This is a genomic window from Pelosinus sp. IPA-1 (assembly GCF_030269905.1).
Lineage (GTDB): Bacteria > Bacillota > Negativicutes > DSM-13327 > DSM-13327 > Pelosinus.
The window spans coordinates 382376-398812 of sequence record NZ_BSVC01000006.1 but is presented as its reverse complement, the minus strand read 5'-3'; the positions used below and the strand labels follow the sequence as shown (position 1 = coordinate 398812).

General features: G+C 37.5%; 14 protein-coding genes and 2 other RNA genes. 1 reads left to right on the top strand and 15 read right to left on the bottom strand.

The genetic code is table 11. The features are described 5' to 3' along the window. Window positions 1-52: 52 nt before the first annotated feature. On the bottom strand, window positions 53-220 hold the full coding sequence (locus QSJ81_RS16930) for a hypothetical protein (RefSeq protein ID WP_285718531.1): 168 nt from the start codon (window positions 218-220) through the stop codon (window positions 53-55). Between the two features lie 173 nt (window positions 221-393). Here QSJ81_RS16930 and QSJ81_RS16925 point away from each other — a divergent pair, with 173 nt between their 5' ends. Continuing rightward, the gene (locus QSJ81_RS16925; protein WP_285718530.1) at window positions 394-690 is read left to right on the top strand and encodes a hypothetical protein; all 297 of its coding nucleotides are present in this window, start codon (window positions 394-396) and stop codon (window positions 688-690) included. A 107-nt stretch (window positions 691-797) separates the two neighbouring features. On the opposite strand, the gene QSJ81_RS16920 is transcribed toward QSJ81_RS16925, so the two are convergent. From QSJ81_RS16920 to hydA, 14 genes are all read right to left on the bottom strand, one after another. Beyond that, window positions 798-2141, bottom strand: coding sequence for an anaerobic C4-dicarboxylate transporter (locus QSJ81_RS16920; RefSeq protein ID WP_285718529.1), 1344 nt, complete (start codon window positions 2139-2141; stop codon window positions 798-800). A gap of 238 nt (window positions 2142-2379) precedes the next feature. Further along, window positions 2380-3291: a hypothetical protein gene (locus QSJ81_RS16915; RefSeq protein WP_285718528.1), complete on the bottom strand. Its 912-nt coding sequence runs from the start codon at window positions 3289-3291 to the stop codon at window positions 2380-2382. Between the two features lie 376 nt (window positions 3292-3667). Further along, window positions 3668-3842, bottom strand: a non-coding RNA gene (gene ssrS, locus QSJ81_RS16910) — 6S RNA. A 316-nt stretch (window positions 3843-4158) separates the two neighbouring features. After that, a non-coding RNA gene (gene ssrS, locus QSJ81_RS16905) (6S RNA) lies at window positions 4159-4331 on the bottom strand. Between the two features lie 151 nt (window positions 4332-4482). Next, the gene (locus tag QSJ81_RS16900; protein ID WP_285718527.1) at window positions 4483-6336 is read right to left on the bottom strand and encodes an ABC transporter ATP-binding protein; all 1854 of its coding nucleotides are present in this window, start codon (window positions 6334-6336) and stop codon (window positions 4483-4485) included. Between the two features lie 4 nt (window positions 6337-6340). Further along, on the bottom strand, window positions 6341-8065 hold the full coding sequence (locus QSJ81_RS16895) for an ABC transporter ATP-binding protein (RefSeq protein ID WP_285718526.1): 1725 nt from the start codon (window positions 8063-8065) through the stop codon (window positions 6341-6343). A 310-nt stretch (window positions 8066-8375) separates the two neighbouring features. After that, window positions 8376-8678, bottom strand: coding sequence for an XdhC family protein (locus tag QSJ81_RS16890; RefSeq protein ID WP_285718560.1), 303 nt, complete (start codon window positions 8676-8678; stop codon window positions 8376-8378). 13 nt (window positions 8679-8691) lie between these two features. Further along, on the bottom strand, window positions 8692-9447 hold the full coding sequence (locus QSJ81_RS16885; RefSeq protein ID WP_285718525.1) for an XdhC family protein: 756 nt from the start codon (window positions 9445-9447) through the stop codon (window positions 8692-8694). An 85-nt stretch (window positions 9448-9532) separates the two neighbouring features. Further along, window positions 9533-10150, bottom strand: coding sequence for a nucleotidyltransferase family protein (locus QSJ81_RS16880; RefSeq protein WP_285718524.1), 618 nt, complete (start codon window positions 10148-10150; stop codon window positions 9533-9535). Next, window positions 10147-10902 carry a selenium cofactor biosynthesis protein YqeC gene (gene yqeC / locus QSJ81_RS16875; RefSeq protein ID WP_285718523.1) on the bottom strand — a complete coding sequence of 252 codons (756 nt, stop codon included), beginning with the start codon at window positions 10900-10902 and terminating at the stop codon, window positions 10147-10149. Before yqeC ends, QSJ81_RS16880 begins: the two co-directional genes overlap by 4 nt. A gap of 32 nt (window positions 10903-10934) precedes the next feature. Then, complete coding sequence (yedF, locus tag QSJ81_RS16870; RefSeq protein WP_285718522.1) at window positions 10935-11180, bottom strand: sulfurtransferase-like selenium metabolism protein YedF; 246 nt, start codon at window positions 11178-11180, stop codon at window positions 10935-10937. Then, on the bottom strand, window positions 11164-12387 hold the full coding sequence (yedE, locus tag QSJ81_RS16865; protein ID WP_285718521.1) for a selenium metabolism membrane protein YedE/FdhT: 1224 nt from the start codon (window positions 12385-12387) through the stop codon (window positions 11164-11166). Before yedE ends, yedF begins: the two co-directional genes overlap by 17 nt. 65 nt (window positions 12388-12452) lie before the next feature. Further along, window positions 12453-15014, bottom strand: coding sequence for a selenium-dependent xanthine dehydrogenase (gene xdh, locus QSJ81_RS16860; protein WP_285718520.1), 2562 nt, complete (start codon window positions 15012-15014; stop codon window positions 12453-12455). A 38-nt stretch (window positions 15015-15052) separates the two neighbouring features. Further along, window positions 15053-16432 carry a dihydropyrimidinase gene (gene hydA, locus QSJ81_RS16855; RefSeq protein ID WP_285718519.1) on the bottom strand — a complete coding sequence of 460 codons (1380 nt, stop codon included), beginning with the start codon at window positions 16430-16432 and terminating at the stop codon, window positions 15053-15055. Window positions 16433-16437 lie beyond the last annotated feature (5 nt).

Genomic DNA, 16437 nt, shown 5'->3' with positions numbered 1-16437 from the left:
GGCGGTATTAGATTTACTGTTATATATATATATATATATATATCTACAACAACTATCTTTTTAGTGTCTGAATTAAAGCATAGTTAATCGCTGACATCTCATCTGGTACAGCTGCAATACCAACTTCCTTTGCTGCTATGTACCGTGCACATGTTTTATGTCTATCACAATAGAGCTCTGGTGGACAGGAAATGATACAGTCATACTTAAAAGGACACACAGTACTTCCTCCTTATTATAGCAAATAATGATAGTTTTTACATAGTCATATCGACATTTTTTTTAATACATCAATACCTTTTACCAAAATTTATAAATTTATTCGCAATAAAAGAGGTTTTCATTCATAAACCGCCAATAGAATATCTAATTGGAATATAAGGAGGTTATTATATGGATAAGGAAAAAGTAATTCAATATAAAGAACTATTTTCTAAGAAGTTTGCCACCTTATGGGAGGAACTAGGGGATGACCTCAAATGGGCTAAAGACGTCACCGAACTCCGAGTCCAAATGGAATATTTAGAAGTAAAACAAGATCGTCTTTTTAAAGATTACGGTAAAAAGGTATTTATCTACGGACAAGCTGACGGCCCACAAGTTATTAGCCTTCTACGAGAAATTGAACTAATTGAGCGAGAGTTACAAAAGAAATATTTGCAAATACAAAAATTAAAAACTGATCGTTAAGTAATTTCATTGTTCAGAAAATTCATGGGACCTCAAATCTTAATTAACCAAAAAAGTCTCTCATCAAAAATGATGAGAGACTTTTTTATAGCTTTAGGGCAAGAATATTACATAAAAATACTAACTAATACGTAACCAGTAAGACACCCTACTCCAACGCCAATTAGACCAGGGGCAATAAAACTATGATTGATAATGAATTTACCAATACGAGTAGTACCGGAACGATCAAAACCAATGCAAGCTAAATCACTTGGATAAGTTGGTAATACAAAATAACCGTAAGAAGCGGAGAAGAAAGCTACCATCATTTTAGGATCTACGCCTAAACTGAGACCCAATGGCGCAATAGCAGCAACAGCAGCACCTTGACTGTTTACTAATTTTGAAACTAGAAATAGCACAATCGCATACATCCAAGGTTTGCTAGCAACAATTCCAGCTAAAGTACTCTTTAACAAATCAAAATGCGCATGAAAGAAAGTCTCGCTCATCCACGCAACACCAAATACTGAAACAATCGCTACCATACCAGCCTTAAAGACAGGTCCATTGGAAATCTCCCTTTGATTAACCTTGCAAACAATTAAAATAATAGCACCTGCAATCAACATTAACATCTGAATCACTAGATTCATGGATAAGGGTTTCATCTTTCCAACGGGACCAAAGGAAGGAAGTAAATTAGGAAATGAGCCAAACAATACTACAACACCAATAGCAGCAAAGAAAATCCAAGTTGCCCAGTAGGATTCCTTTGGAAACACTTTATCCAATAATGTTTCAGAACTTCCATAAATATATGCTTTTTGTTCAGGATCTTTGAGTTTAGCTTGAAATTCCTCATCCTTATCAAGATCCTTACCACGGTTCATACTCCAAAGAGCCGCTACGATTACCCCGATTAAGGTAGAGGGAATTGAAACAGATAATAAATCAAGAATACCAATCGCTTTACCTACACCATGAGCTTGCGCCAAAATGGAAACCATTGAAACTACCGAAACCGATACTGGAGATGCACCGATACCCATTTGTGAGGCAACGGAAGCAACGGCCATAGGTCTTTCTGGACGAATGCCTTTCTTTACGGCAATGTCATAAATAATAGGAAACATAGTATAGACTACGTGACCAGTACCACATAAGAAAGTTAATGTCCAAGTAGTAACTGGAGCCAAAATTGTGATGTACGCAGGATGTCGGCGGAGTATACGTTCCGCAACCTTCATCATAACATTTAAACCGCCAGCAGTTTGTAATACAGATGCACAACCAATTACCGCTAAAATGGTTAACATAACATCAACAGGAGGCTGTCCTGGTTGTAAATGAAAGACAAAAGTAAGAATAAAAAGACCAATACCACTAATTAGTCCTAGTCCCATACCTCCATATCGAGTACCTAAAATTAAACATCCTAAAATTACCAAAAACTCCATACCAAGCATATTATATACGATTCTCCTTTCTTTCTAAGAGCAAGTAAAATATGAAATAAAAGAAGATGATATGTAAGCGCCTCTTTATGTAGACACTATTCTAATTCGTCTGCTACTCTTTTAATTCCACTCTCACTAAACGACTCTTTTATACTTTATGACATTTGCCATTAACGAACGAAAATCCTGCGAAATATACCTATTTCACAGAATTTTTGCGGTTTTTTTACTTATTTAATTCTTTCAATTATTTAGCAATATATTGTTTGACAATGGCATCAATACTAGCTTCCTCCTTACTAGGCCTATCTACATTTTGAATCAACTCCCATTCTTCAATATGAATAAGTGTTGATTCAGGTTCTAGTAGTGTTAACGGAGAAAGAGATTCCATCTCCAACATAAAGTCAGTCGTATAGGTTTCAAACGACACACCAAAGTCTGGATATTTCTGCCCTATCATATGATTAAACCTTTTGATAAATAAATTACCATGATTAAAGTATGCTGCCCATCCATCTTCATTGGGAATCCCTATTTTAAAGGGAGGTTTCATTTTAGGATCTTGACTTAAGACAATGTATTTATCTCCCCAATAAATTCTATGATCATTCATTTTGGTAAAAGGCCATAAAGCCACCACTCTATTGCCTAAAAATCCAGTATCTCTAGATGGCTGCGGTATTATTTCCATACCACCCGTAGCCATGACACTCAAGGCCCATGCGGCTAATTCTACAGGCCAAGCATTCTTATTTGTTAAATGATGTGTAACAACAACCCTATTACAATCTGCTGATAATTCAATTTCCATTTCCTTTTTTATCTGCACCCAAGGTTCAACCTTTTGTACCAACTTAACTCCATTTTCAGTGGTTTGCCATTCTACCGGTTCGTTATCAGCAATATAAGAGCGAGGAAAATATTCCGGACTATGCCATAATCGATGACCTCCCCTTATCTTCCATTCCTCATTCCCATAAGTCACAAGAGTGGCATCATTATTTTCACAAAACTCATTCTCGCCACCAATAAAGCCGATTCTTATGATTCTTGGTCCGTGATCCACTGTCGCTACTAGATTGATTACTCCATTGGAAATTTCAATACAATTACCAAATTGTTCGTATGCAATTTCTTTGATTTGAACTGCTGACATATTTTCACTCACCTTTTATCTTTTTTACAAAAATACCTTTCAATTCTATCTATTAACTTAACTCTATTACCAACTTTGTCTATCGGATAAACTAGTTCAATTTTTTGAAAGGTATTTCCTGTTAAATTAATAATATTTTTTATAATCTTATTAATTGTCAAAAGAAAAATTGATGGAAAACTACACCTATTATAGTCATGATCTGTAATAACCCTCTCCTACAGTAATTATAGTCAAATCGCATATCTACAAATGATAGACGGTTTATTACCAGATGTATCTTACAAAATAGGGAACTTAAAATTAAAAAGTGTAGACATATATATAAAGAGACCGTATTGAAATTAGAATTCAATACGGTCTCCATCTATTAACTATGTAGCCCATGATATCGTTTCTTTTATATGTCCAAACCTGCCACTCGCAGGTGGGCATCTTAGTTACGTTTTTGTCATCCACTCGAAGATGGCCCGACATCCGCATAACGATTAGATTCCCCATTTATAAAAGTAGGTTGGACATATAAAAGATAACAAACATCCCAGGCATATTGCTGTTCTTTCAGTAACTATATGATACCACATCACCTGAGTAGATGCAAAGCCATTGACTATGGAATATTAAGGAATTTCTCTATTAATTAGACTTTTGATATATCTACTTTTTTCTTTGAAAAAGTCCCTAGTTATACCATCTATGATTATTTATAAAAAGAATATGAAAACAAACTAGATGATTTCAGATAGTAAAGGAACTAAGGCTTCCACCGAGCCTTAGTCCTTTACTATGAATAAGAAGATTTGCTACTTCCTGCTACCGTAAAAAAAAGGACTTACCAAATGGCAAGTCTTCTCTCCATAGAAAAAATGAACGCCCATAATATCGTTTCTTTAATATGTCCAAACCTGCAGCTAGCAGGTGGGCATCCTAGATATGTTTTTGCCATCCACTCAAGGTGGCTCGGCAGCCAAATACCATTAGATTCCCTATTTTAAAAAGTAGGTTGGACATATAAAAGATAACGTACACCCCAGGCAATTTGTTTACTACAGTGAATATATAATACCACATGAATTTAGTAGATGCAAAGACTTTTAACATGAATTAAATCTTGTCTTCTTTGTTTAGATTGAACAATTTTCATTATACGACTTTATGCTTCAAAATGCAGTTCTTCATAAAATTTTGTGCCTATTCAATTTCTAATTGAAATTGATTAAAGAACATACCATGGTATACTCCTTTCTTATATATCAAAAAATCATGGCTCCCTTTTTCTACTATTTTACCGTGATCAATTACCAAAATGTTATCTGCATCGCGAATGGTATTTAATCTATGAGCAATAACGAAACTTGTACGACCCTCCATAATTTTTAGTAAAGCGTCTTGTATATGAAGCTCAGTGCGAGTATCAATGCTGCTTGTCGCTTCATCCAAGATCAGTATCGATGGCTTTGTTAAAATAACCCTGGCAATCGCTAAAAGTTGCTTCTGCCCTTGGCTTAAGCTGCCACCGTTTTCCGACAGCAGCGTATCATATTTTTCAGGAAGACGTGCAATAAAAGCATCTGCATTAGCCATTACAGCTGCTGCTTTCATTTCCTCATCGGTAGCATCGGGTTTGCCATATTTTAGATTTTCCTTGATAGTACCGGAAAATAAATAGGCATCCTGAAGTACAATACCAAAACTTCTCCTTACACTATCTCTGGTATAGTCTTTTATGTCACGTCCATCCAGTAATATTTCACCATTTGTCACATCATAAAAACGAGTAACTAAATTTACAATGGTAGTTTTCCCAGCACCTGTAGGCCCCACAAGTGCAGTGCTGCTACCTTCATTTGCTACAAAGCTTACATTTTTCAATACGGAAACATCTGCTCTATAACCAAAGCTTACATTTTTAAATACTACGTTTCCTATTGCCTTTTCTAATACGACAGCATTAGGCCGATCAGGCGTTTCCTCTTGTTCATCAAGAATTTCGAACACTCTTTCTGCACCAGCCACGCCTGACTGTAAAAGGTTAAATAAACTGGCTATATCATTTAAAGGTCTGGCGAATTGTCTTGAGTAACTTAAAAAACTAGCGATAACGCCAACCGTTATTAAGTTATCGATGGCTAATACACCACCAACAATAGCAATAAGAGCAAATCCAATATTATTAATTACATTCATTAGGGGCATAAGGAAACCAGACCAAATTTGCGCCCTTAATCCGACGCCACATAACTTTGTATTTATCTCATCAAATTCTGCTATCACTTTATCTTCATAATTAAATGCCTTCACTACCTGTATTCCTGAAATGGTTTCTTCAATATGTCCATTCAATCTGCCGAGTTGCATCTGCTGTTCTTTGAATAACTTACTAGTCTTTTTAGCAATGATCCGTGCAAGTAAAATAATCAATGGTGCAGTAAGTAAACTAACTAATGTTAGGGAAGGGCTTAATGCTATCATCATAATCAGAGAACCAATAATCGCAATAGAGCCAGATAATAATTGAGTTGTAGACTGGGATATCGTACTACTTACATTCTCAATATCATTCGATAGCCTGCTCATTAACTCTCCATGAGAATGTTGGTCAAAAAAAACAATAGGAAGCTTTTGCATTTTTCCAAATAATGTACTTCTAAGATTGGTAACTACCTGCTGAGACACCCCCGCCATAATCCACCCTTGGCAAAAAGAAAGAAGACCATTAAAAACATATACAAAAACAAGTGTAATTACTATAATTTCCAGTTTTTTAAAATCAACTATGTTCATTGAAACAGACATAGCATCAATAGACATACCAATTAAATAAGGACCGATAAGAGACAGTAAAGAATCCGCTAGCATTAAAATAAAAATAAGTATTAGCAGCTTACGTTCTTTATTCAGATAAAGCCATAACCGCCTAATAGTCCTTATAAAATTTTTAGGTTTAACGACAGGTTCTCCTTGACGGCTTCTGCCAAATCCTCGCCTTCCAATACCACTTGCTATTCGACTACTTTGTTCTTTGCCGTCCTTTGACTGAGACATATAACTACATCTCCTTACCTAATTGTGATTGGAATATTTCTCGATACACCTGACAAGTTTTTAGTAATTCATTATGTTTCCCTATGCTAATAATTTTCCCCTCTTCTAGCACTACTATTTTATCTGCATCAATAACTGAAGAAATTCGTTGTGCAATAATTACACAGGTGAGATCCTTTGCATATTTCTCTAATGATTTCTTAATTTTTCTTTCAGTAACTACATCGACAGCGCTTGTAGAATCATCTAGAATGAGAATTTCTGGTTTTCTCACCAAAGCCCGTGCAATAGATATTCGTTGCTTTTGTCCTCCAGAAAAATTAACTCCCCCTTGCCCTAATCGTGTTTGATAACCTTCCGGGGATGCAGAAATAAAATCATGTGCTTCAGCAATCATTGCCGCTTTTTGAATTTCTTCCATTGTAGCATCTTCTTTTCCCCATCTTATATTTTCCATAACAGTACCCGTAAATAAAACTGTTTTTTGGGGAACGACTGCTACTTTATCTCGTATTCTTTTTGGGTTTACACTCTTAACATCTTCGCCATCTACTCTGATACAACCCAAAGTAACATCATAAAAACGCGGGATAAGATTGATAAGACTACTTTTACCCGACCCAGTAGCTCCTATAATGCCAATAGTTTCTCCAGGCATACAAGTTAAGTTAATATCCTTAAGAATAAATTGCCCCAATACTCCTTCATAAGAAAAGAATACATTCTCAAAATCTATTCTCCCTTTTATATCGCTTTGTCTTTCATGGTGGATTTCCCCAATTATATTACTTTCTTGAGTAATCACTTCACTAATACGTTCTGCAGAGGCTTTGGCTTTTACAAACATATTGAAAATCATGGAAATAAGCAATAAGGAAAAAAGAATTTGTGTCATATAATTAATAAAAGCAATAATATGACCAGCTTGCATTTCGCCTATGTTAACCCTTATGCCCCCAAACCAAAGTACAGAAACGATGCCAAAGTTTACAGTCAACATAATACAAGGACCAAATAAAGCCATTACACGTAAGCCCTGTACAGATCTAGACTGAAACTCTTTATTCGCTTTATTAAATCTTTCTACTTCATAATCAAATCGATTAAATGCCTTTACCACTCTAACACCAGACAAATATTCTCGAATTACACTGTTTACTTTATCTAGAGCCTGTTGTACTTTTGTAAAAAAAGGAAACCCAATCTTCATATTAATTATAATTAACACTCCAACAATAGGAACAACCACAGCTAGCACCGTTGCTAAATTATAATTTAGGCGTGTAGCCATAATTAGACTCCCTATGCACAAAAAAGGCCCCTTAATGAAAATCCTCATAAGTCCGTTTACTAAGGCTTGTATTTGCAAAACGTCATTTGTTAATCTCGTTATTAACGAAGCCGTATCAAATTTATTAATCTGTTCAAATGAAAAACTTTGAATTTTTTTATATACATCTGTTCTAAGTTCTGCGCCGAATTTTTGTGAAACATTACTCGATATTACATTACGAACAGAAGCAGCAACAGCGCCTAATGCCGTGATAAAAATCATTAAAGTTCCCTTTGAAAATACGTAGTCCATATTTTTATCAGCTATACCGACATCAATAATTTGCGACATAATCGTCGGCAGCAGAAGATCACATACAGTTTCAAGCATTACAAAAAAAACTGCAATGAAAAAAGACTTACCATATTTGCCTATGTATTCTTTTAAAAATCCCATAATTTAAATACCCCTTGAAAATTTTATAATTCAAATGCACTCAATAAAAACAGTATATTTAAATTATATCACTACAAATACATACTCTTATACTCTTTAGAATTCCTGTATTTATTTTTGAGATTACTAAAAAAGGTATACAATTCCTCAACAGGAAATTGTATACCTTCTATTCTATAAATATGCCAACAACGATTAATTTGTTTTATCTTCTTACTCTGCAATTTTTACATACTCTTTATTCTTACCATCTCTACTATATAACTCTGCCCAAAACATTCTTATTCTAAACTTTGCTATCCCTTTACTTTTAGAGCACCTGAATAAATACTTCCATAGTACCACCACAAATCATGCCCTCATCAGCAGCCATTTCATCAAGCAAGGACAAATGATGAGTAAATGATAGATTTTCGTCGAGTGCCCTAAGAGCCTGCAAGCGAGCCTCTGATTCGGTACAGCCCCCGCCAATTGTTCCTAGCATTCTTCCATCAGGATACACAAGCATCTTGGTGCCAGCTTTACGAGGTGTTGAGCCGCGAGTCGCAATAATAGTTACTAATACAGCTGCACTCTTTTCTTCCTTAACTTTACAAATAGCCCTAAGAATCATTTCATCCACTTTCTCACCTCCGTATGCCACTAAGGGACAGGCATGTTCCATATCGTATTGTTGCTAACACCTCCGCAACAATGCTAAGAGCGATCTCGGCTGGTGTCTCGGCACCAATATCAAGACCGATAGGAGCTCTAAGTCGAGATAATGTTTCTTCTGCAATACCTTCCTTAGCTAATCTATCCATAATCCCACTAACCCTCCGCCGACTACCAATCATACCAAGGTACGGCACTTGATAATGAAGAACTGAATGTAAGCAATCCAGGTCATAGCGATGCCCTCTAGTTACAATAATAATTGCCGAATATACTCGGCAGTCGATTTGATTCAAAGCTACATTAAAGTTTTCGCAGATCACTCTTTCCGCTTTAGGAAAAAAAGCTATATTGGCAAAATCAGGGCGATCATCTATGACAGTTACAGCATAATCTATTTGATGTAGCAATTCAACCAAGGGTTGGCTGATATGCCCCGCGCCAAGTACCAAGGCCCTTCGACGGGTGCTTAATCGATCCCAAAATAGACGATACTGCCCAAAATACTCTGTTTCTATGATCTTTGGATGCTGCCAATTTAAGCTTGCTATTTCATTGACAATCTGGCTAGTAAATTCCATATTGACAAGCATTCCATCGATCTCACCGCTATTCGATATAGCCAGCATTTGCCCTAACTGATCTTCTTTTGGTGAATCAACTATTGTTATAATATCCGCTGACTGAAACTGTTCGATCTGTTTCAATAATTTTGTAAAAATATCCATATCGTTACCTTACTCTCCTTTGCCTAGGCCAGGTTTAATTAGATATGTAAAATAAAGTCCCCTATAACAGCAAAGGGGAATAAAACTAATCTACAGCACGATCTACCCAAAGCTTACATAAGGATTGATAGTCTTCCCAAGAATCTGCGTCATAAAAGGGATTACCATCAGGCCACTCTACAGGAATTACATAACGAGGATTTTCTCGAATAAAACTACGTCCACCACAGTCGCCAGATAAAGCTGCTAAATGAGGCCGCCACCAAGATCCAAATAAAACGGGACTATATAGCTGTCCCTTATGCCGGGGTACAATAATAGATTTATTACTACCTATAGATGCAAAACTATCAAATAGAGCCTGCAATAATGCTTGTGTAATTAACGGTTGATCCCCTAGTAAAAATAAAATTCCATCTAAATCCAATTGTAATTTATTAAGTCCTAAAACAATAGAGGATGCCTGTCCTGTATGCCGTTCTGAATTATAGGCCCAATCACTATGTAACTGAGTGCACAACTTTGCCAGTTTATCTTTTGGTTCACCGATGACAGTGATACAGTCGGCAAAACCTGTGCTCATAGCAGTAGAAATTACATGCATTAATATTGGTTTTTCTCCTAAAGGTAGTAATAGCTTCTGCTTACCCATACGACTAGCAAAACCTGCCGCCAAAATAATAACACCTATATTTTTCATCATAAATCATGCACCTCAATTGGCTGCAAAAGTGCCCCGTGTCCTTCAGTTACAATGCATTTATCTATTCCTGATTTATAGGTCGTCAAATGATTGACAATCTGCTTCACATTATTTGTTTGCTCCGCACTACCTCCAGCTAATAACAAAATCTTTTTTCCCTGGCTATATTGAAAAATTCCACGATTATGAAGAGCTAGTGTTGCTATATCCTGCCATCTAGTAATTGCACCCTTCTGTCTTTGCAATAGTGCTAATACTAAATCTAAACGGTGAACTATATCACTGGTAAGCGGCTGTCCTATAGCCTTTAGATTTAATATACCAATCGTTATGTTAGTACAATCAGGTATTACTGGTTCATGGCCCTCCGAAGCTTTGAGCCATAATCCTCTGGCACCATCAGCCTCAACAATGATATAGGAACTGGGTTTTTGCTTTGCTATTCGATCAAGCCATTTTGGCGGTAATCCAATTACTTTATCGCCTTCCATTCTACGAAACCAGGCAGCAATCCCACCACGACATAAATGAGAGGCAACAAAAGCTGCCCCCGCATCAAATTCACCAGTGAAAATAGGATTGAGATCTACTACCTGGCTATAAAACATTTTTGTTGTTGTAGAAACTAAAGCAGGAAAATTACGTTGGCGGGCCCCATTAACAAGTGATAGTATAACCGATGTTTTTCCACCAGCTCCAGTACAAGCAATGAGGGAAGGTTCCTTAAAATCAATCGCATCCCATAAATCCATTACTACCACCTCATCAATCTGGTAAAGCTATATCATTCGGGAACTTGGACTAAAAAACGTAACGTTGGCCCAATTTTTTGCGGACATTCTAACATTTTATATCCTGCTTTATTAACCTCTTCAGGCACCGCTATAAAACTTTGCGGGCAATCCGCAAGGATTTCTACAATGCTTCCCTTCTCTAGCTTACCTAACGTATCTAATGAAAAGACAACAGGATAAGGGCAAGGTTCACCTCTAAGATCTAATAAGTATAATTTATCACTTTGCTTGTTCACGAGCTGGCCTCCTCACGAGTATTCCTTTTTTTGATACCTCACGCCAATCAGCCCAAATATATAAAGACAATAACATGGTCATCGTAAGAAGAATAGCTCCAACATAACCAAAATTAGTTACCAAATTAATTTTTGGGAAAGGTTCTACTAACCAAGTATATACACCAGAATCCCAGGCAAGAATTAAAATTGTTGCTCCAATAACATTACCAAGACCGACAAACCAAAACTGTATCTGACCTTCCACTGAACGATACATCCATCCTGTTTCACAACCGCCTGCAATCACGATGCCTAATCCAAATAGAATTCCTCCTAGTAATGCACCAGGTCCAGCCCACCAAATGACCTTAGGAGGCATGCCATTTGCTAGAAATACGGCAGTAATTATCGTTTGAACAACCATCCCCCATACTAATGCTTTCGTCATGGTAGAACGACCAATAAGCCAGAGATCTCGAAAAGCTGAGGTAAAACAAATTTGACCTTTCTGTATCAGAAAACCAAATCCAAAACCAAAACAAGTCGCAAGCAATAAATTTAGTGCATAATTAGCATTTACTTTTTGCAGTAAGTAGTAAATAAAAATAATAAGTCCCGTTACCCCTATATAGGGTTGAATACGGTAATACCACTGATTCTCAATCGTATTTTCCACTGTTTTTACAGAAACCAGTTTTGGTGTTCCCATCATCCATGGGCGCATACTTAGTTTTAAACCATAATAGGTACCAAATATCGTACCAAGGGTAAAAAGCCAAGTATGAAAGGAAAACTGTGGAATTCCAGTAAACAATGCAGCTAAGTTGCATCCCATTGCCAGTCTTGTTCCAAATCCCGCAATGATTCCTCCAATTAAAGCTTGCAATATGCGTCTTCCTGATGGAACCCGCAACTTTACATTTTGTCCGAAAAGAGCACTAATAAAAGCGCCAATAAACATACCCATGACCATTACACCGTCAATCCTACTTAAGGGGGTTCCAGTAAAGTTTATAAGTTTTAAATAAGTATATTGACTTGTATCTAAGCCGATAAGCTGTAAAAAATGCCCTCCCCACCGGGTAAATTCTCCAGTTACCGCCCAGGCCAGACCTATGGAACCAAAGTAAAGAGCGCTTAATACACCTAACGAAACTACAGAAAAGGTCTGCCCCCAGAAATTTGCTACAACTCGCGAATAATACTTACTACATAATGATATCATTAATGACTCCTTCTCCTAATCCTTTATGTATTTTTATACAATTATAACCTATCACGATAATGGTATCAAATTATCCTTTTTTTACTGTACGCAGTATCCTCCAATGGTAAAGAGTTTCTAATTTTTCCATCTCGCCTATAATAAGCACATGCGACTGCAGGGGCACCAGGAATAGATACAATTTCTCCTACCCCTTTCGCTCCATAAGCAAGAGATGATGGATTTTTTTCCACAAGAATACACTCAATATCAGGAACCTGATTAGAACGGAATAAACCCAAGGTTCCAAACTTTGCCGTAGGTACGCCACTCTCTAGAGGGAAATCCTCTGTTAGGGCATATCCTAAACTCATTACTATTCCACCCTCGATTTGTCCTTCTACCGATGTTGGGTTAATTGCTTTTCCTACATCATGTGCAGCAACTATTTTTTTAATTTTATCATTTTCATCTAAAATTACGATTTGTGTCGCATAGCCATAAGCAACGTGACTAACCGGATTCAGCTTATCTGAATTCATAGGATCTGTAACACCACAGTATTCCTTATAATATTCCTTCCCCTCTAGCTGCGACAGCTCATTCACTCCAAGATCAGCTTTAAGAGCTAGGGCAGCCTGCCGAGCAGCTTCCCCATTAAACACGGTTTGTCTAGAGGCTGTTGAAGTACCTCCATTTGGGGTCATCATTGTATCAGCAGGATGGGTTTCTATAAAATGAGCATGTAATCCAGTTGCTTCCGAAACAATTTGGATTAATGTTGTCGCCAGACCTTGCCCCATACAGGCTGCACTAGTAAAAATAATAATTTTACCTTGCTCCACCTTGATTCTGACTCGCCCTACATCGGGTACACCTACTCCAAGCCCACTATTTTTCATAGCGCAGGCAATTCCAGCATCAGGATATTCATTAAAAATATCTCGTACCGCCAACAAAGTTTCTTTTAAAGCAGTACCTTCATCAGCAATTTGCCCATTAGTCAGCACCTTACCAGGCTCAATGGCATTTAGGTAACGAATTTCCCAAGGAGATATTCCTACTTGTTCTGCCAGCAAATTCAGATTTGATTCCATAGCAAAACAAGACTGCGTTACACCAAATCCACGAAAAGCTCCAGCCGGTGGATTATTTGTGTATACTCCCATACCTGTAATATCTACATTTTCAATTTGATAAGGTCCTGCAGCATGGGTACAAGCACGTTGCAGCACTGGTCCGCCTAAAGAGGCATACGCACCAGTATCCGCTAGCAAAAAGGCTTTTACCGCTGTAAGTTTTCCATTTTCATCACAAGCCGTCGTAAATTCCATTTCCATGGCATGACGTTTGGGATGTGTCCTAATACTTTCCTGGCGACTTAATGTCAGCTTAACGGGTTTACTAGTATGCCAAGCCAGAAGGGCTGCATGGTGTTGTACTGACAAATCTTCTTTTCCGCCAAATCCACCACCCACCAATTTACTAATTACTCGTACTTTATCATCTGCTACACCAAGTACTGCCACAATGCCATGATGATCGTCATACACGCTTTGTGTTCCTGTATATACTGTTAATGTTCCCTCTTTAGACGGAACAGCCAAAGCGCTTTCTGGTTCTAAAAAGGCATGTTCTGTCGGAGGAGTCGTATATCTTTGTGTTATAACGTATTTTGCTTTAGCAATGGCTTCTTCTGCATTGCCCCGTTTAAGAATTGTTTTATTTAGCAGGTTGCCCTTCGAATGAATCTGAGGTGCCCCCGCCTCCAGTGCTTGTTTTGGGCTAAGTATTGGATCTAGTTTCTGATACACTACTACAATCAACCGTAACGCTTCCTCGGCAATCTTTTTTGAGGTAGCTGCCACTAAAACTAAAGCATCCCCTACATAGCGGGTTTCTTCCCCTTCAGCAATCAATGCTGGCCAGTCTGGAACGATATGACCTAAAAATCGCTGGCCTGGTACATCCTTAGCGGTCAACACTGTTTTTACTCCAGGGTATAACTTTGCAGCCGAAATATCGATTTCTTGTACCAAAGCTCTTGGGTATTCGGATCTTAATACAGCCCCATATAACATATCTTCCACTTTCATATCGTCAACATAAATGCCAGTACCTAATACTTTCTCAGCAGCGTCAACACGTTGCATATTTTCCCCGACTCGATAGTTAGCCTTCACTTGTGGAATAGTATCCTCTCGCAAAGCCTTAGCTACCATAGCAACAGCTTTTTCAATCTTTATATAACCTGTACAGCGGCATATATTCCCTTGCAAGGCTCTTTTAATTTCGACTTTTGTTGGATTGGGATTTCCATCTAGTAATGCTTTCGCACTTATCACCATTCCCGGAATACAAAAACCGCACTGTACTGCTCCAGCTTGAGCAAAAGCCCAACTATATATATCTTTTTCACGCTGGGATAGACCTTCTACAGTAATAACCTTTTTTTCCTCTAGTTTTGCAATACGTAAAAGACAGGCACGAAAAGCTTTGCCATCAACTAAAACCATGCAAGCACCACATGCCCCTTCGCCACACCCATTTTTAACAGATGTCAGAGAAGCTTCATCTCGCAGAAAATTTAATAAGTTCATGTCTTCCTTTACAGAATAAATTTTATTGTTAATATTTATTCTGAACATACTCCACGACCTTTCAAGTTTTATAGACGGACCTATCCTTATCCAATCGGGGTACGTGGCAAATAAATTCCCTGAGGATCTATATCACATAACGTAGCATCTCTTACAATATGCCGCCCTCTTAGAAATACATGTACAGCCTTACCTTTTTGCTGAAAACCTTCATAAGGCGTGTAATCGACTTTATGATACTGTTTTTCTGCTCTAATGAGGGAGGTATCATTCACATCCCATACCACAATGTCGGCATCACTGCCTACTGCAATTGTACCCTTGCGAGGAAATAGCCCAAAGATTTTAGCGGGCTGAGTCGCCGTTACGTTGACAAATGTATGCAAATCAATTTTACCCGTTAGAACACCATAGGTGTACAGTAATCCTAAGCGATTCTGTGCTCCAGGGATACCATTTGGAATCTTACTAAAATCATGTAAACCTACATCTTTCTGTCCAATGAAATTGAAAGAACAATGATCTGTAGCAACAACATCTATCATTCTATTCTGCAAACTTTGCCACAGGAATTTCTGATTCGCTTTTTTTCGCAAGGGAGGAGACATTACATATTTAGCACTTTCAAAACCAGTTCTAGTATAATATTCTTCGTCTAACACTAAATATTGAGGACAGGTTTCAGCATAAACTTGATTTCCTTTAACCTTTGCTTTCATTACAACTTGCAGCGCATCGCTAGAGCTGATATGTACAATATAAACTGAAGATTTAGTTACTTGGGCTAACGCAATTATTCTGGTTACAGCTTCTTCTTCTGCGATTATAGGATGAGATACAGGATGATAATTCGGTGTTACAAATCCTTGTCTACGGTATTGATTTATCAAATTGTAAATCATATCTCCGTTTTCACAATGGACGCATACAAGTACCCCATACTGCCTACTCCTAGCTAACGCCTGAAATAAGATATCATCATCTACTTGTAGAACATTTTTATACGCCATATATAATTTAATTGAAGTAACACCAGCACTTTGTGACAGCCAGCTTATTTCTTCAGCTACCCTATCATTCCAATCCGTTATAGCCATGTGAAATCCATAATCCCCATAACAATTGCCCTTAGCTTTTAAGTGCCAATTCTCTAGTGCTTCTTTAAGGGTTTCACCTTTACATTGGGTTGCATAATCAATAATCGTCGTTGTTCCACCGATAATTGCACCTTTTGTGCCACTAGCAAAATCATCAGCAGTGACAGTATCCCCTACTGGAAGATCAAAATGTGTATGAACATCAACACCTCCTGGAAAGAGAAGGCACCCCCTTACATCTACGATTATATCTTCAGGTAAAGCAATTTTTTTACCGATAGCAACAACCTTTTCACCTTCAATGCGAACATCCGCTTGATAATAATCCGTAGCTGTTACAATGGTTCCACCGCACAAAATAATTCCCATAGTAA

Excerpts from the sequence above, each read along its gene's own strand:
- QSJ81_RS16925 (WP_285718530.1), top strand. The coding sequence starts at position 394 with ATGGATAAGGAAAAAGTAATTCAATATAAAGAACTATTTTCTAAGAAG.
- QSJ81_RS16920 (WP_285718529.1), bottom strand. The coding sequence starts at position 2,141 with ATGCTTGGTATGGAGTTTTTGGTAATTTTAGGATGTTTAATTTTAGGT.
- QSJ81_RS16915 (WP_285718528.1), bottom strand. The coding sequence starts at position 3,291 with ATGTCAGCAGTTCAAATCAAAGAAATTGCATACGAACAATTTGGTAAT.
- QSJ81_RS16900 (WP_285718527.1), bottom strand. The coding sequence starts at position 6,336 with ATGTCTCAGTCAAAGGACGGCAAAGAACAAAGTAGTCGAATAGCAAGT.
- QSJ81_RS16895 (WP_285718526.1), bottom strand. The coding sequence starts at position 8,065 with ATGGGATTTTTAAAAGAATACATAGGCAAATATGGTAAGTCTTTTTTC.
- QSJ81_RS16890 (WP_285718560.1), bottom strand. The coding sequence starts at position 8,678 with ATGATTCTTAGGGCTATTTGTAAAGTTAAGGAAGAAAAGAGTGCAGCT.
- QSJ81_RS16885 (WP_285718525.1), bottom strand. The coding sequence starts at position 9,447 with ATGGATATTTTTACAAAATTATTGAAACAGATCGAACAGTTTCAGTCA.
- QSJ81_RS16880 (WP_285718524.1), bottom strand. The coding sequence starts at position 10,150 with ATGATGAAAAATATAGGTGTTATTATTTTGGCGGCAGGTTTTGCTAGT.
- yqeC (WP_285718523.1), bottom strand. The coding sequence starts at position 10,902 with ATGGATTTATGGGATGCGATTGATTTTAAGGAACCTTCCCTCATTGCT.
- yedE (WP_285718521.1), bottom strand. The coding sequence starts at position 12,387 with ATGATATCATTATGTAGTAAGTATTATTCGCGAGTTGTAGCAAATTTC.
- xdh (WP_285718520.1), bottom strand. The coding sequence starts at position 15,014 with ATGTTCAGAATAAATATTAACAATAAAATTTATTCTGTAAAGGAAGAC.
- hydA (WP_285718519.1), bottom strand. The coding sequence starts at position 16,432 with ATGGGAATTATTTTGTGCGGTGGAACCATTGTAACAGCTACGGATTAT.